33 protein-coding genes are annotated in these 26,266 nt (G+C 43.0%); all 33 read right to left on the bottom strand.

Features of this window, described 5'->3' with window-relative positions:
• Positions 1 to 738 (bottom strand): phage tail protein (locus BEP19_RS17885; protein WP_245983207.1); only part of this gene is annotated, 738 nt, incomplete at its 3' end.
• A gap of 12 nt (positions 739 to 750) precedes the next feature.
• Positions 751 to 1,365 carry a putative phage tail protein gene (locus BEP19_RS00740; RefSeq protein WP_120187956.1) on the bottom strand — a complete coding sequence of 205 codons (615 nt, stop codon included), beginning with the start codon at positions 1,363 to 1,365 and terminating at the stop codon, positions 751 to 753.
• Positions 1,366 to 1,368: 3 nt separating this feature from the next.
• Positions 1,369 to 3,312: a pyocin knob domain-containing protein gene (locus BEP19_RS17815; RefSeq protein WP_211329286.1), complete on the bottom strand. Its 1,944-nt coding sequence runs from the start codon at positions 3,310 to 3,312 to the stop codon at positions 1,369 to 1,371.
• A 2-nt stretch (positions 3,313 to 3,314) separates the two neighbouring features.
• On the bottom strand, positions 3,315 to 4,361 hold the full coding sequence (locus BEP19_RS00755) for a baseplate J/gp47 family protein (protein ID WP_170145203.1): 1,047 nt from the start codon (positions 4,359 to 4,361) through the stop codon (positions 3,315 to 3,317).
• Positions 4,351 to 4,794 (bottom strand): DUF2634 domain-containing protein, encoded by a 444-nt coding sequence (locus BEP19_RS00760; RefSeq protein WP_120187958.1) that lies wholly within the window; start codon positions 4,792 to 4,794, stop codon positions 4,351 to 4,353. The genes BEP19_RS00755 and BEP19_RS00760 overlap by 11 nt, the downstream gene beginning before the upstream one ends.
• Positions 4,791 to 5,234 (bottom strand): DUF2577 domain-containing protein, encoded by a 444-nt coding sequence (locus BEP19_RS00765; protein WP_120187959.1) that lies wholly within the window; start codon positions 5,232 to 5,234, stop codon positions 4,791 to 4,793. The genes BEP19_RS00760 and BEP19_RS00765 overlap by 4 nt, the downstream gene beginning before the upstream one ends.
• Positions 5,234 to 6,208: an XkdQ/YqbQ family protein gene (locus tag BEP19_RS00770; protein WP_120187960.1), complete on the bottom strand. Its 975-nt coding sequence runs from the start codon at positions 6,206 to 6,208 to the stop codon at positions 5,234 to 5,236. The genes BEP19_RS00765 and BEP19_RS00770 overlap by 1 nt, the downstream gene beginning before the upstream one ends.
• 1 nt (position 6,209) lies before the next feature.
• Positions 6,210 to 6,629, bottom strand: a complete 420-nt coding sequence (locus BEP19_RS00775) for a hypothetical protein (RefSeq protein ID WP_120187961.1) — start codon at positions 6,627 to 6,629, stop codon at positions 6,210 to 6,212.
• A gap of 12 nt (positions 6,630 to 6,641) precedes the next feature.
• Positions 6,642 to 8,792 (bottom strand): phage tail tape measure protein, encoded by a 2,151-nt coding sequence (locus BEP19_RS00780; RefSeq protein WP_120187962.1) that lies wholly within the window; start codon positions 8,790 to 8,792, stop codon positions 6,642 to 6,644.
• 192 nt (positions 8,793 to 8,984) lie between these two features.
• Positions 8,985 to 9,374, bottom strand: a complete 390-nt coding sequence (locus tag BEP19_RS17820) for a phage tail assembly chaperone (protein ID WP_211329287.1) — start codon at positions 9,372 to 9,374, stop codon at positions 8,985 to 8,987.
• Between the two features lie 19 nt (positions 9,375 to 9,393).
• Positions 9,394 to 9,825 (bottom strand): phage tail tube protein, encoded by a 432-nt coding sequence (locus BEP19_RS00790; protein WP_120187963.1) that lies wholly within the window; start codon positions 9,823 to 9,825, stop codon positions 9,394 to 9,396.
• A 15-nt stretch (positions 9,826 to 9,840) separates the two neighbouring features.
• A complete protein-coding gene (locus BEP19_RS00795) occupies positions 9,841 to 10,899 on the bottom strand; it encodes a phage tail sheath C-terminal domain-containing protein (RefSeq protein WP_120187964.1) in 1,059 nt (352 codons plus the stop codon).
• Between the two features lie 6 nt (positions 10,900 to 10,905).
• Positions 10,906 to 11,361 carry a phage tail terminator family protein gene (locus BEP19_RS00800; protein ID WP_120187965.1) on the bottom strand — a complete coding sequence of 152 codons (456 nt, stop codon included), beginning with the start codon at positions 11,359 to 11,361 and terminating at the stop codon, positions 10,906 to 10,908.
• A 2-nt stretch (positions 11,362 to 11,363) separates the two neighbouring features.
• A complete protein-coding gene (locus tag BEP19_RS00805) occupies positions 11,364 to 11,801 on the bottom strand; it encodes an HK97 gp10 family phage protein (RefSeq protein WP_120187966.1) in 438 nt (145 codons plus the stop codon).
• On the bottom strand, positions 11,801 to 12,163 hold the full coding sequence (locus BEP19_RS00810; protein ID WP_120187967.1) for a phage head closure protein: 363 nt from the start codon (positions 12,161 to 12,163) through the stop codon (positions 11,801 to 11,803). Before BEP19_RS00810 ends, BEP19_RS00805 begins: the two co-directional genes overlap by 1 nt.
• 1 nt (position 12,164) lies before the next feature.
• Positions 12,165 to 12,422, bottom strand: coding sequence for a head-tail connector protein (locus BEP19_RS00815; protein ID WP_120187968.1), 258 nt, complete (start codon positions 12,420 to 12,422; stop codon positions 12,165 to 12,167).
• A gap of 46 nt (positions 12,423 to 12,468) precedes the next feature.
• Positions 12,469 to 13,629: a phage major capsid protein gene (locus BEP19_RS00820; protein WP_120187969.1), complete on the bottom strand. Its 1,161-nt coding sequence runs from the start codon at positions 13,627 to 13,629 to the stop codon at positions 12,469 to 12,471.
• 2 nt (positions 13,630 to 13,631) lie between these two features.
• Complete coding sequence (locus BEP19_RS00825) at positions 13,632 to 14,231, bottom strand: HK97 family phage prohead protease (RefSeq protein ID WP_120187970.1); 600 nt, start codon at positions 14,229 to 14,231, stop codon at positions 13,632 to 13,634.
• Positions 14,188 to 15,438, bottom strand: a complete 1,251-nt coding sequence (locus tag BEP19_RS00830; RefSeq protein WP_120187971.1) for a phage portal protein — start codon at positions 15,436 to 15,438, stop codon at positions 14,188 to 14,190. The genes BEP19_RS00825 and BEP19_RS00830 overlap by 44 nt, the downstream gene beginning before the upstream one ends.
• A 212-nt stretch (positions 15,439 to 15,650) precedes the next feature.
• Positions 15,651 to 17,264 (bottom strand): terminase large subunit, encoded by a 1,614-nt coding sequence (locus BEP19_RS00840; protein ID WP_120187973.1) that lies wholly within the window; start codon positions 17,262 to 17,264, stop codon positions 15,651 to 15,653.
• A gap of 14 nt (positions 17,265 to 17,278) precedes the next feature.
• Positions 17,279 to 17,668 (bottom strand): phage terminase small subunit P27 family, encoded by a 390-nt coding sequence (locus BEP19_RS00845; protein WP_120187974.1) that lies wholly within the window; start codon positions 17,666 to 17,668, stop codon positions 17,279 to 17,281.
• A gap of 130 nt (positions 17,669 to 17,798) precedes the next feature.
• Positions 17,799 to 18,215 carry an HNH endonuclease gene (locus BEP19_RS18205; RefSeq protein ID WP_342767379.1) on the bottom strand — a complete coding sequence of 139 codons (417 nt, stop codon included), beginning with the start codon at positions 18,213 to 18,215 and terminating at the stop codon, positions 17,799 to 17,801.
• Positions 18,216 to 18,257: 42 nt separating this feature from the next.
• A complete protein-coding gene (locus BEP19_RS00855) occupies positions 18,258 to 18,800 on the bottom strand; it encodes a hypothetical protein (RefSeq protein ID WP_120187975.1) in 543 nt (180 codons plus the stop codon).
• 448 nt (positions 18,801 to 19,248) lie between these two features.
• Positions 19,249 to 19,680, bottom strand: coding sequence for a hypothetical protein (locus BEP19_RS00860; RefSeq protein WP_120187976.1), 432 nt, complete (start codon positions 19,678 to 19,680; stop codon positions 19,249 to 19,251).
• Positions 19,677 to 21,047, bottom strand: coding sequence for an SNF2-related protein (locus tag BEP19_RS00865; RefSeq protein ID WP_120187977.1), 1,371 nt, complete (start codon positions 21,045 to 21,047; stop codon positions 19,677 to 19,679). The genes BEP19_RS00860 and BEP19_RS00865 overlap by 4 nt, the downstream gene beginning before the upstream one ends.
• A complete protein-coding gene (locus BEP19_RS00870; RefSeq protein WP_342767380.1) occupies positions 20,995 to 21,279 on the bottom strand; it encodes a VRR-NUC domain-containing protein in 285 nt (94 codons plus the stop codon). Before BEP19_RS00870 ends, BEP19_RS00865 begins: the two co-directional genes overlap by 53 nt.
• 369 nt (positions 21,280 to 21,648) lie before the next feature.
• Entirely contained in the window at positions 21,649 to 24,126 is a 2,478-nt protein-coding gene (locus BEP19_RS00875; RefSeq protein ID WP_120187979.1) for a virulence-associated E family protein, read from the bottom strand.
• 26 nt (positions 24,127 to 24,152) lie between these two features.
• A complete protein-coding gene (locus BEP19_RS17895; protein ID WP_245983211.1) occupies positions 24,153 to 24,698 on the bottom strand; it encodes a nucleoside triphosphate pyrophosphohydrolase family protein in 546 nt (181 codons plus the stop codon).
• Positions 24,699 to 24,701: 3 nt separating this feature from the next.
• Complete coding sequence (locus tag BEP19_RS00885; protein ID WP_120187980.1) at positions 24,702 to 24,953, bottom strand: hypothetical protein; 252 nt, start codon at positions 24,951 to 24,953, stop codon at positions 24,702 to 24,704.
• 41 nt (positions 24,954 to 24,994) lie between these two features.
• Positions 24,995 to 25,195 carry a hypothetical protein gene (locus BEP19_RS00890; protein ID WP_120187981.1) on the bottom strand — a complete coding sequence of 67 codons (201 nt, stop codon included), beginning with the start codon at positions 25,193 to 25,195 and terminating at the stop codon, positions 24,995 to 24,997.
• A gap of 42 nt (positions 25,196 to 25,237) precedes the next feature.
• On the bottom strand, positions 25,238 to 25,426 hold the full coding sequence (locus BEP19_RS00895) for a hypothetical protein (protein WP_120187982.1): 189 nt from the start codon (positions 25,424 to 25,426) through the stop codon (positions 25,238 to 25,240).
• 45 nt (positions 25,427 to 25,471) lie between these two features.
• A complete protein-coding gene (locus tag BEP19_RS00900; protein WP_120187983.1) occupies positions 25,472 to 25,699 on the bottom strand; it encodes a hypothetical protein in 228 nt (75 codons plus the stop codon).
• Positions 25,692 to 26,168: a DUF3310 domain-containing protein gene (locus BEP19_RS00905; RefSeq protein ID WP_170145204.1), complete on the bottom strand. Its 477-nt coding sequence runs from the start codon at positions 26,166 to 26,168 to the stop codon at positions 25,692 to 25,694. Before BEP19_RS00905 ends, BEP19_RS00900 begins: the two co-directional genes overlap by 8 nt.
• Positions 26,169 to 26,266 lie beyond the last annotated feature (98 nt).

Here is a 26,266-nt window from a genome sequence, read left to right on the forward strand (position 1 = left end):
ATGAGTATGTTTCAGCGGCGCTTTTCCATTAGCGGAATTCTCCGAAGCAACTGCTTTATCATACGCTTGCTTTACTGCATTTGCTGTTGCGGCCTGCGCGGTCGATGTACTCGTCACTGTGTTGTTTAGCTGTACATGTCCTTTTTTTGTTAGTGACGCATCTTCCGCCAAATGCGTAGCAACAGTCTGGTTCAATTGGTCGTGCTCAACCTTTGTAGCTTGCTTAACATTATCTACATTCGGCAGCCCGACATCATTTTTCGTTAAGCTAACATCCCCAGTCTTACCGGCTACGCTTTTTACGGGAGCAAAAGTATCGATTGCCTGTCTCGTCCGTTGCGGCGTCATATATTTCGTGCTAGATAGGCCCGCCTCCGCTTCTAATTGAGTAGCGACACCATAGTTTATCACGTTGCCTAATCCAACATCCGATTTCGTGACGCCACTTCGCACCTGTGCTAATGTCTGTCCGCCTACCTTTTCCGCATCCCCTACGCGACCACTCGAATTAGTGACAGCCAATCGATTCGCTTGTGCGCCTCCCGCTGTTGTCTTCGCCGCAGCATCAATGCCCGCAATAGGAATAGGCGCCCCATCTCCTGCCGCTCCCGTGTGCTTATGGCCCGCTGATCCAGCGAACTTACTGTCAATAATATCGGCGTTTTGGTTTAAATCATCGATATTAACCGTGTCCGTTCCTTCTGGCTTGTTCAAATTTAAGTTCGATGTTTTTAACACACTTCATCCCCCTTACTCATAAACTCGTAAATCATTCCATGTCATTGTCTGTGCATCGCCCCACGTAAGTTCCGATATTTTATCCCACCATGTGTACGTATACTTAAAGCTGTACGCTAGGTGAGCAGGCTTGATATTGTCGATGGCGTCAATTAAGCCACTCATGTTAGGTGGGATCCCCCTCACGCCGATAAATTGGATCTCAAAACGGTATTCTCTTGGATGCTCATGAACATCAACTTCTCCGCCTGAGAATGCCGCCGCAACACTCTTCACCATCTCTTTTGTAGTCGTACCCGCACCGCGCATTTTAGCCTTGATCACTTCTCGGCGACGCTCGTATGATCTAGATCGATCAGTAGATATTCCATACTCCATCTCCCATAGATCAAGACCCCACGTAGCTGTATCGACAAACATTTGACGGCGCAAATCATCAATAGCATAGTTAAGTTTTTCGAGTTGTTCTTCATTGGCGTTTTGGATCGCTCTCATGATATTGCTTTTTATATAATATCGCGGCAGGTACGACATCAAATCAGGGCGATAACCTTGAATATCATCGGAGGTAGCGCCAGGTTGTCCGCTGTATAAAAATGTTCCGTACTGACCTGTTCCGTAACTCATCGGCTACACCCCCTTTAGCTGATTCCAAGTGATAGGGCCAGCAGGCATCATGTCCTCGGGCGCGGGAGTCCAATCAGAGGCTTTGTGTCCTTTTTCTATCATCACTTCTGAAATTGAGCCGCCCTCATTTGATAAATATACAGCTAAAAAATTAGCACCAGCAGGGACAGTAATACTTTCAATTTTATAAAAATTATCGCGATCGATCTCTCCAAAATAAGGAACATTATGGGCGGGTTCTACTTCCGTGAATCCAACTCTAAATCTATTATTTTCAAGAGTCTTCCTAGAAATTGAATAAATCTCCCCCTCGTTAACCCGCATGTAATAACCAACGTAATTCCTGTTATTAGTTACTACCAATCCTTGTGACGTGAAAGCGATTTGCGAAACTAAATTCCGCCTAAAATAATTCCTACTACCTATTTCAATAGCGTCAATCTTAGCCTGTGCCCCCGCTGGCGTTTCTTTAGAATCCAATTCGGCTTGCAATCCCGTAATATTTCCAATTGTGTGCGGATGGCCAGACGGCGGAAACGTACTCGGTTTACCCGTCACCCCTGTCCATGGAACGCTATCCGCGGTTTCAGCGGCATCTACTTTTCCGTTATTGTTTTTGTCATAGACAGCTTTGGTCATGTCGCCATAACCCGCATTACCAAGCTCGGATTGCGTCACGTAATTTTTATCATTACTTAGTTCGCTTACTTTCGTTGGCTTGATACTGTCTGCATATGATTTGGCGTTGGTTTCAGCCGTATTTGCCTTAGTTTGGGCGCCATCGGTTGTTTCGAATTCTTTCCACGACGTCCAGCCCCCGCCTGTCACGAGTATATTGTTTGAGGTTCTCACAAAAATCCTTATTGAGTTCCTTGGAAAGTATATCTGGTTCCCCATTGTGACGGTTGCTGTTGATCGTCTACCAATATGAAGAATAGTGCCTGCGGAATCAGCTTCAGCGGGCAACCCCTCAGTCGATGCCTCCGTCCTATATAACCCAGACTCTACTAGGGTGTTTCCGTCGGATACGGTGTTGTTAATAACAGTCCCTATACCAAAGCTCTTCGCCCATTCAATAGCGTTCTGCTCTGCTGTATCCGCTTTTGACTGTGCTCCTGACGGCGTTTCTTTTGCGTTCCATAACGCCTTCTCAACGTCGCTTACGAATCCTTTATCCGATGTTTCAACTATTATGCTCGCGGGATGAGTAGTAGGGTGGGTGTACTTGTTCGCCCCTGCCTCCACTCCCGCAAGTTTTCCTTTTTCCGCTGTCGTAAAGTCCTCGGTACTTAATCCTTTGCCAGCAACCTTATCAACTTTTTCAGCCAAGGAATTAGTCACAGTCGCGGCAAAGTCTGGGTCCTCATCCAATGCCCTAGCTATCTTCCCAAGAGTATCCAACGCTTCTGGAGCAGCGTCGATGATGTCCTCTATCTTTTGCAACACTTCTTCTTTCGTGTATACCTGATCTTTGTCGTATTTCTTATTCAATTCCGTATCTACATACGTCTTTTCAGCCTTAGTATCCTCGACGTCGGTTAGTCGTATATCTATTTCGTCAACAACCTGATCATTCTCCGACTTATACCGATCTACTTCCTCTTGCGTGGCGGTCATACTATCTTGCAAACGGTTAATGTCTTCCGCTTCCACCTGATCGCCGGTAGTTTCGTAAGTTGCATAAACGACATCCGCGTCCGAGAATACTTTTATATGCCGTTTCCAAGGGGTTTCCGATGGTGTAGAAATAATGAAGTTTTCAATTTTAGAGCCCGTTAGCTTCGGTCCAGTAAAAAACGAAATACTTTCGTAACTTACGTTATCGTGTTCCAAAAAACCTTCGTAAACCCCGTTAACCATATGAAGTTCTTCTTCGATGACGTATACGCCACCAGCTTGTTTTTTATTTAGGAGATCAACAAATTGATCGATCTGTTCAGGGTACAATTTTACACCTCCAATAGCACACTACCTAAAACAGGCACTTCCTCATCAGTAAGAGGAACGTTTGCCATCGATCCATTAACGTGTAAATCTGTGTAATCAAGGACCCCTTGCGTAGCTAATAAAATAGACCCTATTTTTGCGTAACTGACATATACTTCTTTAAATGCTATTTCTTTAAAGTATTCATTTAACGAACCAACAAACCGATCGCGCACACCTTGTAGCGAAAATCCTTTTGCGATATTAACATTTGCGTTTACATCAATTGTTTTCTCAGCTACAGATACTACGGTGACCTCAACACATATTGGTCGTTTACTTTCGATGTGTTCATAAGTGGAGTTTACCAACTCACTTTCAGCAGCTCGCATGTTGGCATTAACGATGACAACTTTTACTGTACCTGGCCCATCCCATCGTTCATATGCTTCCGCACCTCCAACGCCAGGCACCTCTTTAGCCCACATTTCATAATGGGCTTTATTTCCGCTTGTTGCAGGGTTTTTGATTCGTTCGTCATATCGCAACCAGAATTCCTCATCTGACTCTTCTTCGTAGCCCCCCGCGGTCGGTTCGTGATTAATTACAGATTGCAAACCAGGTATCGAAAGAGGCGTGTCTATGATTTGTTCAGAAGGAACATTCCCTATGGTTCCTGGCAAGATCGATCGAATAGGAACGGTCCCTCTCTCCTGAATTACTTTTTTCTCCATGACCTCAAACTGAATGCCAGTCGGAGTTTGGATGATGACCCCTTCTTCTAGAACGACATCTCCTACTACTTCCACGTTCCCAATCGCATATGTAGCTGGTAGGCGGGTCTGGCCCGTCCGTTGGTTTACAAATCTGTCCAAGTCTTTTCCGCGCAGGTTTGCGGCATTTAGTAATCTTGTTGCCGCCTGTATACGCTCGTATGCCTTTTCGAGCTGATGAGAAACTGGTCGGGTAGCGTCGAATATAAAAAAACCAACTGTTTTATCGTATTTATTTGGGATTTCGCTCAACATCTCTTTGTGAATGTTTGCTGTTGTTTTATCCTCATGCACCATACCCAACCTCCTGTTCAAACGCTCCATCAGGAGTAATTACACGGAATTGCACACGCATCCACTTTCCATCACGCTCAAATCGCCAATCCTGTATATCATCAATATACGGATGCTGGATCAGTGATTCAGTCACTTCTCGTTTTATCTCTGCTTCCACAAAAGCGCGAGGTAGATTAGAACCGATTAAATCCTCTAGCGTGACACCATATTCAACGCCCTCATAAACCCTGAAGCGATAACGCTCCGTCCTCATGCATTTCTCAATCCACACTTTGAGAGCATCTAATCCCTCCACTTCAACCATCTTTCCATTACGTAAGACAAACTCACCTTTGGTAAAATCAAATAAAAAAGACTTACCCATTGGTTCTAACTCATTAGGTAAGTCCTGTGTCTCAAATTCCAATTGTGCAATCTCTGGCAGCACGCTCATAACCTCACCGCCTTATCAACTAAAAAGTACGTTTGATTATCCTGTGAGGGGATTAAGATAACCTCATCACCCTTTTTTAACGTATCCACGTACTCCATTCGACCACTTATCTTACTTGCTGAGCTTTGAGCTATATCCAAGTCCATAATGCTATAAGATGTTGTGGTTGCAGGGTTTGTTGGCAACGGCGGATCTCGTAATGTAATATCTCCCTCATCCGTGTTTTGGTTGTCGATCGTAACGCTCGTTAGTTCCAAGTCCCGCTTATATCCATCTAACACATGGGCCGCTATGATTAGTTGATCTTTCCATAGAATCCTTGGCCCTGCTATAACAACAATTTCAGGTGGGGGACTTTCCACGATTCCAATCTGCGGGCCTGCGTATGGTTCTTTGTCTAATTCTTCAAACATCAACGCCATTTCTGTTAATCCAGGCATCACCTCACCTCCAATGACAGTTGCATAGTATGGATGCCACTAGTGATTGTGTGAGTAACGTCATCTATTAAATATTGACCCTTTAAACCTGTTACTGGTTCGTCAAGTTCGATCAATCTCCCTGCCCGTACGCTATCATCACCTGGCAAGATTATAGAGGCGGTTTCAAATACTTTCCCCAAATCTTTTAGTAAGTTTTGTGCTATTTGCTTTGGTTTCTTTTTTTCTTCATCGCTCGATACCTGATTGACCTCTTGTAACAGTCCGAATCGCTTAATCAAATTATCATCTTTCACCTGGGCAACGACCTTGCCATCAACGACAACCTCAATGCTGTTTTTCATATCCTCTATGCTACGTGTCCTGCTTGGCTCACTAATCGCTAATGTTGCGTCAATCTCTCCCCATACAAATTTAAACTTAGGATTTACGATTGTTTGTCCCTGAGGCTCAAGGTAAAACTTCCCTTGCCTCATCTCATGGCGATATTTTATTCCGTTGGATTTAGTAGCAATCTCTAAGATGTCCTTAATGGTGCTTGATCTCTCGTCTCTCTCGTATATCTTGGTAATAGGGATTGGGATACTTACTATACTACCAATAGGCACACCCGCATCAGACACAATCTTTCTAATCGCTTGATCCGCTTGCATCTTCTCAAACTGATAAAACTTCTTCGATTTATTTAGATAAAAAGCATAGTCAAAGGCGTTATAGGATATAGGATTTCTACCATTCCTCGTCTCATTTATAATGACTGCTCTAGTGATTTCAACACCGTCTTTGCCTTCCAAAATGACAACATCGCCTAAATCACAAGGATTCTTAGGAAAGTACCTAGCATCATTAAAAGCAACATCAAAGCTTATTTCCTCGCCTAATTCATTCACGTTGCCACGCCAGCTTAGCGTACCGATCAATGGTGTAATATCAATCATTTTGTCGGGTTTAACAAGCCACAATTTATGAGCCATACTAAACACCCCTGCTTTTCAATTCAATAAATTTAAACTCAGTCAACGGCAGCGTATAATACACATCGCCCGATCCATCTCTTGGTCCATATTCAAAATCATCAATCGTCACAGCCATGTTAATCGGTGTGTTAGTGATGATTAGCCTTATTGGTACTTCGCGATCAATCCAAGACTGTATGATGTCTACGTACTCCCAACCCCAATATTGGCGACTGCGCAGAAAGGGATAGTCCTTTGAAGGGAAAAAGCTATCAATTGTAATTGTTTGCAGACCTCTCTTGCCGATCAGCCTAATGTCACCTTGATTAATCGTTGTAAAAGTCTCGTGATTTTGTGGATTTGGAATCCTAAACTCGGATGGCACAACGGGAAGTTGGATGACTTGCTCACGGTTATTTATTGATAAAAAAATATCCATTCTCCCAACCTCCTACAGATTTGCCCTTCTCATTTTAAGTAGTGGTACTAGCTCATTTACGATCTCTGTAACCGATTTGTTATATCCGTCAATCGTGACGTATACATCGCCTTTCGGCATATTATTAATTACTTGGATTAATTGCGCCAATTGATCCGCAAGCCCGCTATTGTTTGTGTTTGACGTATTCGTTACATTGGTAACCTGTCTCACAGGTGCTTGCCTATCGACGTTGTTGATTGTCACACCTTGTTTACGTAGGTTGGTCGCCTGTGTCGCAGGCACAACCATTTCGTTTTTGTGCAACTCTGCAATATACCCATCGTATGGCACCCGATCAAGACCACTGGCGTGGGAACCACTAATAAAGTTTCTAACTTTACTTGCGCCCGTAGCAATAGCTCCGCCTATTTTCATCACCCATTCAGGTGGTTGGAAGCTAGTTATTGTGGATTTGAAATCATTGAATCTATCAGAAAGACCTTGGAAGAAGCTGATCACGGGTTGTATCTTTTCAACTCCCCAATCATAGATGCCACCAAACACCTCTTTGGTTTTATCCCATAGTTCGCCAGCTTTTTCTCTTACAGTGTCCCAATTTTTATACAAAGCAACGCCAGCAGCGACTACTATACCAATTCCGACAGCAACCCACGTTAATGGGTTGGCTAGCATGGCTGTATTTAGACCAAGCTGTGCAAGTGTTTGTGCTACGGTTCCCGCCCTCATGGCCGCTATCAATATATTAAAAGTGCTGATCGCCGAGGAAATACCTGACACAATCTTGAATCCTGTCAAAGCCGTTATGATGCCAGCTGTAGCAGATATGACTAAATCGGAATTATCCTTAATCCACCCAACAGCACCAGTGACGCCTTCTACCGCTGTTTTAACCAACCCCATAACACCAGTTCCGTCCTGCCACTCCTTCTTCATATCTTTCATTTTTTCTGTGGCTGTGCCGATAGCACTTTCAACTGTGGCTTGTATAGCTGGCATATTATCTGTGATATTATCCGCTAGCGAACGAATAACAGGAGCCAGCCCTTTTCCGATGGTTATTTTTACATCGTCTATCGCTGAACCCATGAGTGTCATGGATCCCTGGAATGTATCCAGTTGTGTATTGGCCATATCCATAAGAGCGCCATCTGCACCTTGAATTTCTGTCTTCAGGCTGTCGTATTCATCACCTAATCCTTTGATTAATTTATCAAAGGATTTACCGTGATCTAATCCCGAAATCATGTTTTGGTAATGCTCTCTTTGTTTGTCTGTCATCCCACCCAGCTTATCAGCCGTTTCCTTAAGGACCACCTCTAATCCTCTAAAATTTCCCTCTGCATCATAAGCTGAAACTCCTATATCTCCTAACGCCTTCGCCGCTGGCCCTGTTGTGGATGCTAGTCGGGTCATGATCGCGTTCATCGCTGTTCCTGCTTCACTTCCCTTAGTACCTCGGTTTGCGAGAATACCCATCAAGGCGTTAGATTCTTCTAGCGGGGTGTTAAATCGAGAAAACGTACCGCCTGCAACAACCATACCTTCCATAAATTCATCAATATCGGTGTTTGACCGCCTAGCTGTTTGAGCCACCTTATCCAAGTAATTATCAAGGCCATCAACCCCGATTCCCATGGCCGCCATACTATCTGTTGCCAAGTCAGATGCGCGACCTAAATCTAACGCGCCCGCTTCGGACAGACGGAGGACGGGTTCAATTCCAGTAAGCATTTGTTCTGTGTCCCATCCTGCCAAAGCTAAGTACTGTAATCCATCTGCCGCTTCCGAGGCAGTCTTAGATGTAGCGCGCCCCATCTCTCTAGCCTTGTCACTTAGCGCCTGGAACTCTTCACCCGCAACACCTGATACAGCTTTAACGTTCGCCATACCTTGCTCAAAATCACCAAAGGCCTGCAAGGATGATCCGAATAAATCACTCACGCCTCTTACAGCAACAAATCCGGCGGCCAACCCAGCAGCTCCTAGAGCTATATTTTTAAAGTTCCCTGTCGCCGATTTGCCAAACTTTTTAATGCTATTTCCTGTGTGTTTTACCTTTCTGTCTAAATCTTTAGTGGCGGAGGTGGCTTTTTGTGCGTTAGTCGCGAAGTCTTTATCTTTTAGCGTGAGAACCGCCGATATAACACGACCTCTTGCCATGAATCATCTCACCGTCTTTCACTTAAAAGGAAAAAGGCTAGGTGGATGTCCACTTAGCCGCTTCCTCAAAATATAAGGACATACTAGCTCGCATTAATAACTTATCTGCAAGGGGAAGATTTAATAAACTTTCCACCGTATGTCCTTTGTGTATATAGTGATGAAGAAAGTAAAAATCATCATCACTTTTAATTAGTTTTTTAAGTCTTCAACCACCTTAATCTGTTCACCATATCCAGCCAAATCTAGGGCGAGTTGTGCTATCTTAGGAATTTCACCTGGTTCGAAAATTTTCAAAACAATATCTGTTGGCTCAACACATTTGTATGCTTTTTGAAGCTCGGGATCCTTCAGGTTCGGTTCCGCGATTGTGCTATAGGCTAAAAACACATCACCATCGCGGTCATCACCATTACCCATCTGTATAGATTCGATGCACAAAGATCGTTCTGGTTTTCTGATAGTGATGCTTGCGCCTAATCTTGGAATAAACAACTCTCTTGTAACGTCATCTTTGACTTGGTACTTTTCCTTATCTTTAATTAAATCTGCAACCGTTAACTTTTCAATGTTTTTGTTCATTTAATTACATCTCCTTTTATTATGAAATTGACTCAATCATGTCATAATCGCTAAAGTTATATGATAACTCCTCGGTCATCCTTGTCTTTTGTTCAAATTTCAAAAGTGTGAACTCGTTAAACGTTACGCCTTTGATAGCCACTCGCTCCGCTCCGAAGGCATCGGGATCAGCCAGCTTACCCACAATATTGATTTCTGGCAGCACTCCAGTTTTGACAGCATTAGCTAAAAGGGCAGCGCCTCGGCTGTATACCTTCTTTACCGTCATGCTGCCCTCACCGTTCCAACCAATTAACTTTTTATGAGTAGCTAAATCCTCGGCCATATTCACATCTTCATATTCTGGATTTACTTTCGCCTCAAAAGATTCAACATCTAACCATTTTTCATTATTTACCCACACCGCGCCAAATGTGCCGTTAATCTGCTTATTAGCAGGTAACTTTGACATGCGTTATCACTCCTTTTAAACCGCGATATTGAAATCTAAATCTTCCATTGCATCAACGATTTTAATTCTTCCAGCCAGATACACATTCCGTCTAAACGATCTATTCTTTACTTCCTGATCATCCCAATCAGATGTATCTGTACCGATTTCTTCCCACGCCAGACGCTGTTTGCGGACATCTACATCCGCTCTGTTATCCTCGTTAGGATCTAGGATTTCATCATCACCCAACCCCGCAAAGTAAGCATTAACCGATGTGATGAATAACACCTGATTATCATAGATGTTATTAACCTTACCAACATAATGCTTGTCGAACGTTTCGCGAATATCATCTTTGATCATATGCATTACCTCAATAACACGGATAGATTTAAAATCTTCTGTTTTCTCAGTCGATGTAGTTGTCAGGCTGTTAACCCCGCGTCCGATTTTAATGTTTTCACCATCGTTAATTAAGATCAATTCACCTGCATCAATAGCCGCGTCAGGATCCTCAACTTCTTTAATCGATTCAATTTCGGGAAACTCGTAATAAGTAATCGAACGCGTAAATGGCAACCCTGCAACCGCCCCTGCCACACGCGCCGTATACTCTGCTGTCGTATATTCTTTACCCTCAGCAACGATCTCTTCAGCGGTGAAATTGAGGATGCATTCATGGTCTCCTTTGACATTTGGCAAGACTACTTTAAACGTTCGCTTATCATTATCGTGCTTAGATTTAATCCAACTTGCGATAATCTCAGTGTCTACTTGTCCAATCTGAGGAATGGCAAGGTAATTCCACCGCTTACTATTCAAGCGTTTTAGAGCTTCGTTATAGTTATCTGCATCCTCTGGCAATCGCTCAACGATCACCCTACTGGGCGTTCCTCTAAATGCCTTTTCGATGTAGTCATAACATTTCTCAGACCATTCTTCTGGCTCGACTTCTTCTATGCTTCTATATACAATCGTGTCTTTTTCCTGTGTATCATCTTTTAAGATGAGGGCGACGATGCCTAGTTGACTTCGCCGAACCGCAGTAACGGCTCGACCCTTAAACTCGATGTTGATTTGTGGTAAGCCCAATCTTAATCACTCCTTTTCAAAATCTAATTCTTCCATTTTTTCTATTGGATGTTCATCAATAAATTCTTTCTCCTTGTCGGCGGCCCATTCTATATCTCGACCATCGTAAAACTCAATATCAAAACTCACGTTGAGCACACCATCATTTACGAGACTAATATATTCATCCACGTTAATATAGCGATCCTTGATCCGTAACTTGAGGTCAAATATATCTTCAAGTTTTTCTTGCATATCCAGTACTTCAATGGCGTACTCGTATCGATCTTTCGGAAAGTAATAAATTCTAACGGTTAATGACCTTTGTACTTGGCTTTCATCACCTGAACGGTTCACGTTATCTAATTGCACAAAAAAAGAAGGCCGCTTAAAGCCTTCTTCTATATCACCACTATTTATTTCAATGCCTGTCTTTGCAAGCTGTCGATTGATCGCTATTCGTATATCCCTCAGTGTAATCATCGTTACAATCCCTTGCTATCTAGCATCTCGTCCAACCAATCAGACAACATCTTTTCAAAATCACCGCTATTGTCGAAGTTTTTAGCGCCATTGGACATGACGTGCTTGCCCGGTACAAATCCAACCTCTCTACCATCTTTCGTGACTTGTTTATGGCCATACTCTATAAGGTGGGCATGGGGTGCTGAGTTAATCACACGGGTAACGATCTTACCCTCCTTATCCTTAAACACACGGCCGCGCTTAATTCGTTTATAGTAATTACCGGTTGGTCCCCTTCCGTTTTTTCCGACCTTCGCTCGGGCTTCTCTGCGTACATGGGTGGTCGCCCTCGTGCCAATTCTCCCCATAATCCTGTTAGTTTCACGCGGGAGGGTTTCCTGCGCTAATTCTAGCAGGTCTTTTTGAAATTCGGATAGACCTTCAAACTCAATAGGCATCAGTCCATCAACTCCCGACAAAATATTTCTATCGTTTCATTTCGCTCATGTAGGTTATCAATATAAATGATCTCCATTACTCTTCCATTGAAATGGAGTTGCATGTCTTTTGTAATGTCTCTTCCCGCGGAATAACGGACGACAACCTTATGTGTCGTATGGGTTAACATCGTTTCGGCTTGTTGCCTTTGCAACCTCCCCGTTTGAGTAACAACAGAAGCCCAGATTTCTTTAATCCTACCGAAACGGCGTGACTTTTCACCGAGTTCATTCTTGTATGGGATATCTCCATAAATCTGTATTCGATTCCGAAGGTCACTCAATCTGACTTTTCTTCTGTTATTAAGGTTCGTCAGGCTCATTCTATTCACCTAATCCCATTTGCAAAATAATTGACTTAATACCCAATGGTAAGTTTCGGGGAGTGGATCCTGTCACCTGTTCCCTATTTTCATACCAATGAGTAACAATCATAATGACGGCTAACTTATATAAGTGCTTCTCGCTCTCATCTACACCCGCATTACGTAGATATGCTTTAGCAGATTCGATAAGCAGGGAAAGTAATCCGTCATCCTGATCCCCGTCAATTCTTAAATATGCCTTTATGCTATCTAACATATGATCACCTCAACAACATAAAGGGCTAGGGTACTAGCCCAGTCCCTTATGCACCTGTTTCTGGTTCTTCGTATTCTGTTGGAATATTAACAGTTACTTTATAAATGTTTACTTTAGTATGTTCATCCTCAACTTTCCCAACATCATTCCTGATCGCCACACCTAGGCATTCGCCAAAATGTAAATAGTTTGTCCATTGAACACGTACTTGGGAACGATCAAAATAAACAATTTCTCTTAAATCCCCAACGAACATAGTTGTTTTGTTAGGAAAATATTCATCATCTAGCACTTCGATCTCTTTACCAAGCAATCGGTATCCAGTTTCAGAAGTAACAGATTCCTGAAGGAGGTAGCGACCATTTTTATCTTTGATTCGATCAAGATTATCAAAAACAGACTGGCTAGCAAGAATCTTAATGCGATTCTTTTTTCCTGCGGAAAATCCTGTGTTTAGTAATGTTTTTAATGCATCAATAGAATTGACAGTTTTTCCCCGGACTGTATTTAATTCGGCTAGAATGTCGTCGTTTTCCGTGTTAACAACAACCTCGCCGATAAATTGTTTTAAATCCGCCACAAGGTTAAGTCCATCTTGCTTGTATTCTTCGGAATATGGAATATACCCGCGTTTCGTTTTGACCTTGTAGTCAACTTCCGTGAATGGAGTAACTCCAATTGCTGGGCTGGCTGCCAATTCTTCAACTGTGCTTAATTTTGCTTTCGCCGTAGTTCGGACTGGCTGCGTGCCGCTTGAAGTTGACACAGGCTTTACTGTGACGAATTTCTTAAGGCTTACAATATCATCCGCAAGTTCAATAATCTTCTTGCTCTCTTCTTTTGGGATAATAACATACCCTTCGTCCGTTTTTAATCCGTCCGTCTCGATGTCGCGGGTTTCGAGATAACTTTCAAAGGCCGCGCGCTCTTCCTGTTCAGGTGTCTTTTCGCCGCTTCCTACCTTGCGGAAATTTGATTGTCCTTCTTGTTTACGTTGTTCGCTACCTTCTGGGTTATCGTCTCCGGGTTCGTGATCCCCCAAGCCTTCATGCATCCTCTGGCGCGCTTCGATTTCCATTTTTTCTTTTTGTAATTCACGAACTTCTTTTTCTAAATCCGAAAAGGTCGTGTCCCCTCGCTTTTCATCATCCTCCAACATTCCTCGAATTTCGTTTAGTCTCGCTTCGATTTCTTGTAGTCTATTCATTACTAGAGTCCTCCTAATTCAATTAAGGTTTTTATTTTCGAAACTTGTTCTTCCTGATATTCTTTTAATTCTTCTTTATAAACTTTCATTCTGTCGTATCCTCGGGCGCTTACCTCTGAATCTGGATAAGCTGGAAATGCAACAGCGCTGACTTCTATCAGATCTGCCTTTTTAATCGTCCTTAATGGAATATCGTCATCAAATTCTTCGACATGGTCATCGGGGTTACGGAAGCCAAACGAAACACCATCCACATCACCACGCTTGATAGATTCATATGTGTCATTACCAAGCGTTGTATTCGGTAAATCTAATTCAAAATACAATCCGACATCATCTTCCTTAAGGCGCAAACTGTTATTTTTAATACGACCAAGGACTTTTGAGGAATCGTGAGACCATAAAAAACGCTGATCCCCGTTTTCTAGAGAATCAGCGAACGCACCCCTTTTAAATTGTTCACGAAACTTCATAAAGTAACCTAAAACATGTGATTTCTTTTCCCATTTAACTGCATATCCGCTTATAGTGCGATTACCATCATCATCTTCGCGGATTTCAATCTGCTCCGTTATCAATTCCCTTGTTTCCGTTTTGTCCATCTACCTCACCACCTTTCAAATACTGTTTTCCCGCCATTTCAACAGGGATCATATTTCCATTGAAATAAAGCCTGTCCCCTTCAGGCTCAGGAGGTAAATTTTCTTTCGCTCTAGCCTCATTCGGTTTCAAATAGCCACCCTGAACTCCCCAGCTAAATGCTTCATACCGCTCCTTAAGGCTACTACGTAACATAGCATCCACATTGAACCGAATGAACATTCCATTCATGCGTTCATTCTTTGTGAGTAACTTGTAATCTATTTCTTGCTCATAACCAGTAAGCTTTGGTTGCAGTGTTTCGACGTAGAATTCTTTTTGTTGATGTTCAATATTGGAGTGTGTGGAACGTTCTAAGTTGTTTAATTGGTGCATTTTCACACCCAAAGAACTTGCGATCTGCCTCTCAGTTAATTCTTGGATTTCCGTAAATTGAGCATCCTTTAGGCTCGTGCTAATCGATTGGTAGTCAAAGCCTAGTGGTAAAGGCATTAGCTGCCCTGCTTTCTCAATCCCTCCCGAAACACGATTAAACCTTGCTTGTAGTTCTTTTTGATTCTGTTCGCTCAGATCCCCAACATATTTAACAACGCCCCGAGAATGTAAGCCGTTTTTAAGATAAAAATTAGTGTATCTATGAGCTTGTTCAGCATTTTCAAGCAACGTCTTTAATTGCTCCTTAAGAGGCATTGGGCTAATGCCATCCGCGGTCATACCTACGAAATAAAGAACTTCATCGTATTGAAAAAGATACTCGTGACCCGCTTGTTTATACTCAAAATAAATTGGTTCCTTTTTGTTATCAAGCAACCCTACATCATCAATGTACATCGTTACATGTTCCATATTTAACGGTATAAGTGACTTGACTTTGTTATTTATTTTTTCGATTGCGACAACGGAATAACCAAACCAATTAACCTGGTATTCTATTGTTCGCCAAAGCGTAGATGCACTCATTATTCTGTTTGGTCTGAGTTTTAAAATATCGTTCAAATAATGACTGTCATCAACGCCGTTATCTTTATGCACTTTTAAAGGAAGCTTACTTACGCTATCTGATAAAATTCTTAAGCACGTGTAAAGAGTCGTTTCTTTAAAATCACGTGACTTCATATCCACGCCGAACATGTTTTGAAATGCTGTTGATTCCATCAACTTATCAACATCAATATCCTCTTTTGTAATGGTTCTTCCAAATAGTTTCACAAACTAATCACCCCTTTCGAGTCCAGGCTAAGAATAGTCCAAATAAAATAAGGACCACCCCTAGTAGGTACATAGCAGCGATCAAATTAATTTGATATGTTGCCGCTACCCAAAGAGAAAGTCCTGACAAAATAAAAACTTCATTGATTATATTGCCAATGAGGTTTTTACACTTAGATGTTATTTTTTTAATCACTTTAATGTGGATCACCTCAAGTATTAGCAGCCCAATCCTCGACAGCTTTATTTGGATCGTATTCATTTTTCTTATTATTGGCCATCGCCCTTGTCAATCCCATAAGCATGGCAATAATTCCGTCAATTTTACCTTTCCTCTTATCAAAACGAAGTTTACCTGTACTGTTTTCTTCTGCAAATGTATTTTCGGACATCCAATTCATTACGGGATTATTGTTATGTTTAATTCTTTTATCGAACAGTAAATCATAAAAATCTGATATTGTAGGGCTGAATCCGAAACCTTGTATATGATCGACCATTACAAAACCATCATTTTGCAGATCGGACGCTATGCCAGATGATGCAAACATATCGAATGCTATTTCTTTTATATCATAGATCCTAGCCAACTCATTTATCTTATGTCTTACGTGTCGATAGTTAACGTAATCCCCTTCAGTGGCTTCAATGAACCCTTGCTTCGCATAAGTAACATACGGAAAATCATCTGTTTTACCATCCTCGGCAAGAGTGTCTTTTGGTTTAAACAGATAGGGGATAACATAATATTGATCTTCTATTGGAAACACCATTACGAACGCTGAAAAGTCCTTATTAATTGATAAGTCCAAGCCCGCGTAACAAGGTTTTCCTTTGAGGAACGACAAATCGTCGACTACAGCCATCTTCCAATACTCTTGATTGATTGCCCTCTCACTCACCAACACAACGTGCTGATTCAGATAATATCGTCTGAACTCTGGTTCCTTTACTGGATTGAGGACCGCCTGTCTTGCAAAACGCTCTATTTCTTCCGATTTCCTAAATCCACCGGGTAAGAGATCAATGCCTGGATTCGACTTTATCCATTGTTCTTGATCCATAAGATCACAATCATCATCCGCCCTAAAAATGGCAGAATAAAAAGCGTCGTCTTTTACCTCGCCGCTTCTAACTTTTAATGCATATTCATACTTTTCATATTCTAAATTGTGTTTATTTTGACCGTCAGATGCGGTAGTCACCGAAAAAATAAGAGGTTCATCCCATTGCCCCATGCCCGTCTGAAGCTTTGTAAATGATTCCCCGCGAGTCGTATCTTCATGGGTCTCATCTACGAGTGCTACATACGGTTTAAATGAGTCGAGTCTGCCCGCATCTGAACTCATGACTCGGATATAAGAGCCGCCTTTTCGTCTGTAAATCGTTCTTCTACTATCAACTATTCGACAGTGTTTCATTAAAGTCGGATTGTTTTCAACCATATACTTAATCATTTCAAACACGTTCGCGGCTTGATCCCGACTGTTGGCTACTATGATATTTTGTTGCCCTCGTTGTTTATCCGTAAAAAATATATAGAGCATAATCAATGCGACCAGAAATGATTTTGCGTTTTTTCGAGGCATAGTAATAAATACTTCGCGGAAACGTCTGGTCCCATCCCTTACTCGCTTTATTGCAAGTATTTCAATGGCAATCAATAATTGGAACATCAATAGTTCGACTAAAGTTCCCTCTGGATTATCCGGCAACCAGAGCTTGCTATAAAACCTTTTAAACTTCTGGGCTTCCTCTTCGTCAAAATAATATTCATCAGTTAAGTATTCCTTATTTATTAATTCTTTTAGTTTCTCATTCGACATCCCCCTCAAATCCTTTAACTAATCATATCTTCCATTTCCTGATCGTGGACTTTCCCGTTTGACCCACCACTTGATCCTTCGCCCCTGTTTTTATCCATCCGAATACGAGAGGCAGGTGTAAATCCTAATTCTTTTGAAATGGATTGCATATCACTTAGAGCATTATTGGATATGCTAACTTCGGGCCTTTGTTGTTCGTATCCATTCGGGGTGGTGAATGTGTACCCTTTATCCATAAGAATGATTTCGCATCTTTTCCATTTAGCATACGCTTGACAATAAGCCTCCAGGGCTTTCAAGTCTGTCTCATTGAATGTCTCTAAGTCGAGCAATTCCCGCACTCTTTTCCATTCAGTTTTAGCCATGTTATCTAGCCAAGAAGGAACTCTAAGTTTTTGTTTCACATAAAATCACCCACTTTTAAAAATTAAACACCCCCCCACCCCTAAAAAGCGAAAAAGTTGCACGAAAGGTGGGGGGAGCGGTCTAGGCGTTCTCTGCCTTAAAATTCCTGACCACCCCCTACCCCTTTGTCTATTCGTTTTTGTATTTCTCTTTATCTCTTGCTGTCTTTTTGTTATGACAGCTGTGGCACAGTGGCTGACAGTTGCTGGGTGTCAATCTTAAGGACCAGTCCGCTGTAACGGGAACAATGTGGTCTACCACGTCGGCAGGTACAGGCTCTAACTCTCCATGGGCATCGGATACACAAAGATGATTGTAAACGGACAATATATGCTGCCTTAACCTCCTCCACTCTGCGCTGTTGTAAAACTTAATCAGCATGGGGTCCCTTTGACTATCGTATGCCCTTTGGCGTTCTTGCTCTTTCAGACGCCTGATGTCCTTATGATCGTCGCAATAAGTTTCTTTGGTTAGGTTATCGCAATTAATCTTTCTACATATCTTAAAAGGCTTTACGCTAATCATGATTGGTAGCCCCTCCCACATACAAAAAAGACACCCACCTGTGTGAGTGCCCCTTTGCTACATTTAATTGATTTCTATTTCCTGTATATCCCCATCTGGGTATATGACATAACTCCCTAACAGCATGCCCGATCCTAGTTTTTTTGCATCATGTTCTTCCTTGTCTACATACTCTTTGATATCCACGTACAAAAGGCCGCTCAATTTATTAACTACTGTTGTTGTATTGCGGCTAAAGTTAACAATGAAATGGATCTCGTCTTCTTCCATATGTAAATCGTGGTATGATAACGCGTATTCCTCAATATCCACACTATCCGCTATGGTGCTTTTTCTCCAGTTGCCCGTATTGTCATTTCTTACATTTGACGGTTTGCTTTTTGTGATATCCGAATAATCCTTATCACTCTTTCCTACGATCTTATCCATCTCTTTCAGATCATCCCACGAGCCATCTACTTCATTCGACTCAGGTTCTTCCACAGTCGTTTCTTCTACCTCATTATTAGCAACCTCATCTACTGGATCTGTTGTCGATTCCTCTGTTTCTCCACAAGCAACTAGTAATATTGCTGACATCATAAATGTAAAAAGTAATTTTTTCATCCTTATCCCCTCCATAGGTATACATTACCATATGAGATTTATCTTTAGTACCCGTAGCATCAAATCTGTCGTTATCCATCAGATTTTGTTGATAAGTCTCCCTTATACCAATTGGTTATTTATGGTACATTTAAATAGGAGTAAAATCATAAGGCTTTCTCTTCCTGATTTATATGGCCCGTTCCCACCCAATGGATTGGGCCCCTTCTTTTTGTGCATTAAAATAGCCCGCACCGTTTAAGATGCGAGCTACTGGAAGGAATATGAAATTGGCAATGTACACAAATTTCAACAATATATCATCGCGTCGCCGCTTTACCCGTCACGTTCTACGTGGTGGGCGACCGCCCCCGATCCAACGGCAGCGCGAATATATAGGAGTGATTAATCAGTGTTTGCCTAATATCATTATATCACAATTTTTCAAATAAAAAGTATCATCTTGGTATCATTTATTTATCTTGCTGCTAATCCTCTTTATATGAACAAGACTATATCCAAGTTCCTCGGCTATCTCACGCAGCCTCATCTTTTTAAGATCCCTCATATATGCTACTTTGTATGCCAGTCCCTCCAGGCTATCAAGCTTCTTCTCTATCGCTTTTCTGTATTTTTCCTTGCCTGACTTCAGTCGGCGTAGATCATCTAATGTGTGATCAATTCGTTTCATTCGATCTGTGATCTTATCTAACGGCATTGGGACATATCCATTTTGAACGATTTCTCTACTGTAATCTATTGCACCTAAGTTATTTATCGGCGCGTTGTCGTACATGCTTTTTCGTAAATAATCCCGTTCCCGTTCCATATCCTCGATTCTCAGCTCTAGCATATCTATCTCTGTGCAAAGGTCATTGTAAGATGGAATAAATTCAATCATGCTTTTCCTCCCGCCTCCCTGATCCGTGCCTTGACCGCTTCCAGCAAGGCGTCTTGGTTTTGTTCTTTTCCTTGCAGCACATTTAAAACCTGTTCGTCCACTGAACCCGCAACAAGCAGATGGTGGACGATCACGCTGTTCTTTTGGCCCTGTCGGTCTAATCTAGAATTCGCTTGTTGATATAATTCCAAGCTCCACGTTAGGCCGAACCAAACGATGATATGGCCGCCATCTTGCAAGTTAAGACCGTGTCCCGCCGAAGCTGGATGGGCGACAAGCAAAGGGATTTCTCCTTTATTCCATCGGGCTATTGAATCTTCCCAATTTAATTCCTCCGCTTGCTTGAATCGCTTCAAGATCCGATCACGGTCATGCTTGAAGCTGTAAAAAAGTAGAATCGGCTGTCCTTGGCTTTCCTCGATCACTTCTTCCAAGGCATCCAGTTTCTTATCGTGAATATGGACCGTATCACCTTCATCGTCATACACTTCTCCGTTTGCGAGTTGAAGAAGCTTTCCCATCAATCCCGCCGCACTGTTTGCTAAAACATCCTGCTCGTCAAATTCAAGGAGCTTGTCTCTTTCAAGTCGTTTATAGATTTCTCGCTCTTTCGGATCCAACTGGACGCTGATCACATTGTCTATTCTTTCTGGAAGCTGCAGATGATCCTTGGCTTTCATGGAAATGCAAATATCTCCGATCTGCTCATGTATTGCGTCTTCCGCGCCATCTTTCGGCACCCAATTGTAAACGATGTATTTCGATGGATCGCGGCGGCCAGGATTGAAATATTGATTTCTGTACCCCGTGATTGTCGGGCCTAGCCTTTCTCCTCGATCCAACAGATACAATTGCGGCCATAGATCGATCAAACTATTAGGCGCTGGGGTTCCAGTCAGTCCGACAATCCGCTTGATCAACGGACGTACTTTCCGTAATTGCTTGAATCGCTTAGATGCCGATGATTTAAAACTGCTCAGTTCGTCAATCACGACCATGTCAAATGGCCAATCCTTTCCGTAATGCTTTACCAACCAATCGACGTTTTCGCGATTAATAATATATAAATCCGCTTTTTCCTTCAGCGCGGCTTCTCTTGTTTTGATAGGACCTAACACTTTCGATATTTTCAAGTATCGCGTATGCTGCCATTTTTCGGTTTCTCGGGACCACGTATCTTCCGCCACTCGTTTCGGGGCGATCACCAAAACCTTGTGAACACTGAAATAGTTATGCAGCAGTTCCGTAACGGCTGTTAGCGTTGTGATCGTCTTCCCTAGCCCCATGTCCAAGAAAAGCCCTATTTCGGGCTTCTCAATCACTTCGTTGATCGCATACGCCTGATAACTGTGCGGCACGAATTTCACGACATACCTCCTCGATCCGTTCGATGGAATCCACAACTTCCACTTGGAAGCCCATCTTCTCTAAATCTCGTTTTCGTTTTTGCTGCAACGGCCGTAATTTTTGTTTCGGCTTTTTCAGTTCGACAAAGATGATCTTCCCGCCCGGTATCAGTACGATCCGATCAGGCATCCCAGCCGTCCCTGGCGATGTGAACTTTAAAGCTTGCGCCCCGTCTTCCCTTACCGATCCCACGAACCTTTTCTCTAAAGAACTTTCCAGCATTTTTATATTTTCGCGTCCTCCCTAAAAAGATGATTGTGTTCAAAGTGTTCGATGTTCCGCTGATTCCTATAACGTATACGGGAATAAGGATTTAAAGGGTCTATATACGTGTATATATGTGTGTATTTCTCTTATTTCTTATATATTTAACTTTAATAAGTTATTATGAACATATTGAACACGTTAGGGGTCTAGCCCTTGCCCCTATTGGCTTTGTGGCGTGTTCGTAGGGTGTGTTCATTACGTTTTAGTTCGAACACAATGAACACACCAGGACCTTGCTGCCGTGTTCAAAGTTTTTGGAGCGAACACACCTATAAGTGGTTACGAACACACCTATCAAGCAAGTAATCCAAACCCGATATCCTCAGATTCTTGCTCTCTGACATAAGCTCTTTGGACTCCAATTTCAGCTCCAAAACGCAGTCTACCGGACGAATTTCCATCATACGTTTTCCACCCAGGAAGCTGTCTTAAAATCGAATTGATCTCGCGCTGCTCCATCCTAGGGAACCTCTCAGGGCGCCCATTTAGAAGCTCTATCCATATCTCTAAGGCGCATACACGGTCCCTTTTAACTGTTCCTGTATCCCCTAAATCAAACGTATCGTCGAAAAACTCGCGCCGCTCTTGCATCGTCATTTCGTTAAAGTTTTCAGGCACTAATCGCTCCAAATGCTCCTGGATCGGACCCACTAAAGGGCTTTCTTCGGTGTGCCCCTTCTGAACGTCCCACATCTGTTCTTCTAGATGATCAGGAAGCCAAAGCTGTTCTCCATCTTTAAATCGCTGAACCGCCTCCGCCCATATCTGATCGACTTCATCTTTTGTTAGCGTGTGCCAAGGTTTTTTTATTTCAGTCTTGCCTACTGGCATCACCCAAAAGCGGCGATTGCCTGTCTGATCGCGGAGAAACTCTACATCATTCGTTGTTCCGATAAACACGCATTGGCGCGGGAAGTCCGTCACATGCCGCCCATAAGCGACCCGAAAGCGATCAATGCGCTTAGTTAGGAAGTGTTTGATAGATTCCACATCCGCTTTCCTTGCCGCAGATAGCTCCCCCATCTCCACGATCCAAGCCCCTTGAAGCTGTTCATAGGCTTCTTTCCCGTTCACTGTTGTAAGGGAATCACTGAACCATTCTCCGCCTAGCTTCCCAAACAAGCTGCTCTTCCCGATCCCCTGCGCGCCAACAAGCGTCAACATATAGTCCATCTTGCAACCGGGGTTGAACACGCGGGCCACAGCAGCCACGAACGTCTTCCTTGTGACCACTCGATTTAACTCGTTGTCTTCGGCGCCTAGCGTATCGATTAAAAGCTTGTCGAGCCGCCCCACTCCATCCCAGGTTAAATCATTCAGGTAATCCTTGATTGGGTGGAACTTATGAGCATGGAAAACCTGCGCCATAGCGTCTTGCGTCTTTAAGACGGAGGATAGCCCATACACTCGCTCTAAATAATTCCGCAGCCCCGCCTCATCGAAGTCATTAAAGAAGTCATTCGGTCCTTCGGCTTTTCGCCAAGGCAGGTCACCCGTAACGAGGGCCCGCTGCGCGAACTCATTCAAAGCAAACTTCCCTTTCAGGTTAGGGTCGTTCTCGAGAATCAATAGAAGGTTTGTCCTTGTATCTTCAAATCCGCCATCCCGCTTTATCGCAAGTTTTTTCATCCACCCGCTACGGTCTTTTTCTCCCCCTTCTGCAACAACCTCGCCCTCAAAATCTACTTCCGCTTCTTCCAGCCTTGCGCTAACAATCGATTCCTTCACACGACCGTCTTCCTGTGCGAGTCTTGACATTGCAAGCGTAGACGGCATCCGCGAAATCGGCGTTCCGTCCTTTGCTTCATCATCTAACGCCGCGAACTTATGGAGTCTTACTAAATCGAAGCTATTAACGAGCAACCCGCTACATGGATCCGTGCCGTGGTGAGAGTAGGCGAACTTGCCATCCTCGTATAAAACTAGTCCGCCCGCTGTGCTTCCCTCGCTATATGTGTATCGCCCCTCTGAATGTTGGGCATACTTATCAGGCAGGAAGGTTTCAATTGCCCCCTCTATCGAATAAGCACGGCAGAAGGCTCCAACCATTCCCGCTTTTTCATGAGGATCACCTTGCCGATCCGCCATACGTTTATGGACTTGTTGCTGCCTAGATGACTCTGGCCATTCGAGCGGGTCCCGCCAATCTTCATATCGGGCTAACATCGTATCAGGATCCAACCATGGCGCGTCTTGCACCTTGAATAGATACTCCGCATCCTTTGCTGTTGACGGCCAATACATCAACCGATGCGGCTCGTATGTTGTATCGTCAAACAGATCAATGCCAATGTCAGCCGCGATCCGCTTGGCAACCGCTACGTATTCTTCTGCGGATACTGTGCGGCTTAAAGGGATGACCAGTCGCACTTTAGGCCGATCATGTCTATGCGAATGAGTGGAATAAACTACACAGGCATAGTCAAACAGCATCTCAACGAGCGACCAGAAATCCCCTTTCACATGGTCGGCATCCAAGGTAATAACTTGCCGCCATCCAACCGAATCCGCTTTACGGCGCCCGCCTTTGAGCGAACCTCCGACAAACCCACCAACGTCTTTAACCGCGTCCCGATCCCGCTTAGACATCTTCTGATATTCTGCATAAGTTTCAGCTGTTCGTATCGTGTTAGACAGCCTCATAATGAAGTCAGACCAAAGTACATCTGAGTTTTTCCACGTCTTTGAGAAGCGGCTGTTCGCGGTTGAAACCACGAACGAGCCGTCATGTTTAATTCTTATCTGTTCTCTTTCTTCCGATTTCTCTATCATTTAGTGACCTCTCCTTTGCAGGGCAATCACACTGTCCTGTTAATGCTTGCTTCTTGACTAAAACCATTCGGATATCGTTTCTTTAATTTCATAATGTTGTATGAAGCGGCGCCTTCTAAATCCACAACGCCGATCAACGTACACAATCCCGCCGCGTAATGCAGCACGTCCCCGATTTCTGACACCAACGCTTCCCTGTCCAACTTATGACCGTGATGAACATGCTTTTTAAGTAAATCCACGACCTCTCCCGCTTCCCCCGCGAGCCCCATCGCGTAATTGGATATTTGCAATTTACGATCTTCCGAAGACTCCCACAAAGGCGGCAATGTCCGTTTGCTTAACTCTTGATACTTATTGAACGTCATACCTTTTGAGTCTTGTAATCTATTAATCTCTTTTTGCTGGTATTGAAGGGCATCGATCAACTCTTCAATGACCATGAGATTCCAATCGTAATCACTCGGATCACAGTCCTCTAAAGAATGCCCGTATTTGTTCAGTCCTTTACTGTTCTGTTCATCAATCAAACCGCTAATCGTTCGTAATATTTCCGTTTTATATGAAACCATCTTTTATTTCTCCCTCCGATTAATCGATCCTTGAATGTAGTAATACATACTGAGAAATCCCATTAGAGTGCATATTGATAGAAACACTGTTTTCTTTCCTGTTACAAAATAATGAGACTCACTAAACCCGACTCGATCCCTCACTCTATCCAAGTGTTCTTTTGACAAGACTTCATCTACGAAAATTAACTTGATCCCTGTTAAGAAACCAATCACTAACCACAACATCAATGCCATGCTTAAATTCAGCAACATATATCACGCCCCTTACTACGCTTAATGAACGAACTGTGCGTCTATTTTTTAATTCGATTCCACTTCCACTGACCTCTTTGATCGAATGGGTTCCCAGCCAACTCGTAGATGGGCCAATATATAAAATCGTAAAACCAAAGAACCATTACGCTCACACCATGAAAGAATCCGTAAACGATAATCAAAGACAACAATAGCGGCGACAATACCAAAAGAATTATCGCCCCGATATACTTCTTCACTGCACACTCTCCCTTCCACTTCGCCTGATTCGTCTATGTGAACTAAATAAAATTGTTTTTGATCTCTTGAAACATATCAAAATCCCTTTCTAATTCTCTTAATCGTCTCTCGAGATGGGGCTTTATAAATGGATCTGTGGCTGTCTTAAGTGTTTCTTTTAATGATTCGATCTCGTTTTCTAAAAAGGATAGTGCATATCCCAAAGCTTTACTTTGCTGATTTCCGTTCAATCTTCTTCCCCCTCTCGTTGCTTCACGGTTTGCGTCAGACGCGCATTACCAACGGCGCCGCTTTTTCCATTTCTTCCAGTTCCTTTGTTGCGATTTCTTTTTTCTATGGTGTATTTTCATGACATGCTTTTCTTCTAACTTTCTTTTCTTAAATATCTTTGCCGCCTCTTTGGCGACCGTCTCCGCAACATTTGAAAATGCTTTTAAAAACCTTGAAATGCGTAATGCCGCTACTTTTAACATAGAACTGACCGCGGTAGCTAACCTATTCACCCCCGCCGCCCTCCATAATTTCCAACAGTTTATTCCCATACCAGACCATCTTTTTAACGTCCTCAGGGCTAAACTGAGGTCCTGAGGAATGTTTTAAGACGTTCCCGATCAAATACCCTTTGAAGTGTTCCGCCGACATCCGCGCTTGCATGAAATCAATTGTGGAAACAGCTGTATCTGCTTGTTGTGTCAGCGCTCTTGCGGAATCCTTTTTAACCGGCTCCGCCTCATGCTCAGTCACTTTGGGAAGCGGCTTTTGTACCGTTTCCTTTTCTTTCGGTTTAGCAGTCTTCATAGTAGGTCGTTTTCTTGGTTTGCTTAATCCCCAATCGGACCGCCTGCTGTAAAGTGTCGCCTCGCTGATTTTGTAACGTAAGGCTATCGCTCTATTCGTCAAGCCTTGATCTCTAAGTTTTATATAAGTTTCCTTTGTTAACTCTTCCTTCGATTTGTTAGGCGTCGCCTTCACTTGTATTTCCTCCTTCACGGGAGCTTCAAGCTCCTTCCTTAATCGCTTTAATCCCCCTGGCTCTAAGAAGCCTCTCAGTTTCTGAATCTTCGGATAGA

The organism is Ammoniphilus oxalaticus, from assembly GCF_003609605.1.
GTDB lineage: Bacteria > Bacillota > Bacilli > Aneurinibacillales > RAOX-1 > Ammoniphilus > Ammoniphilus oxalaticus.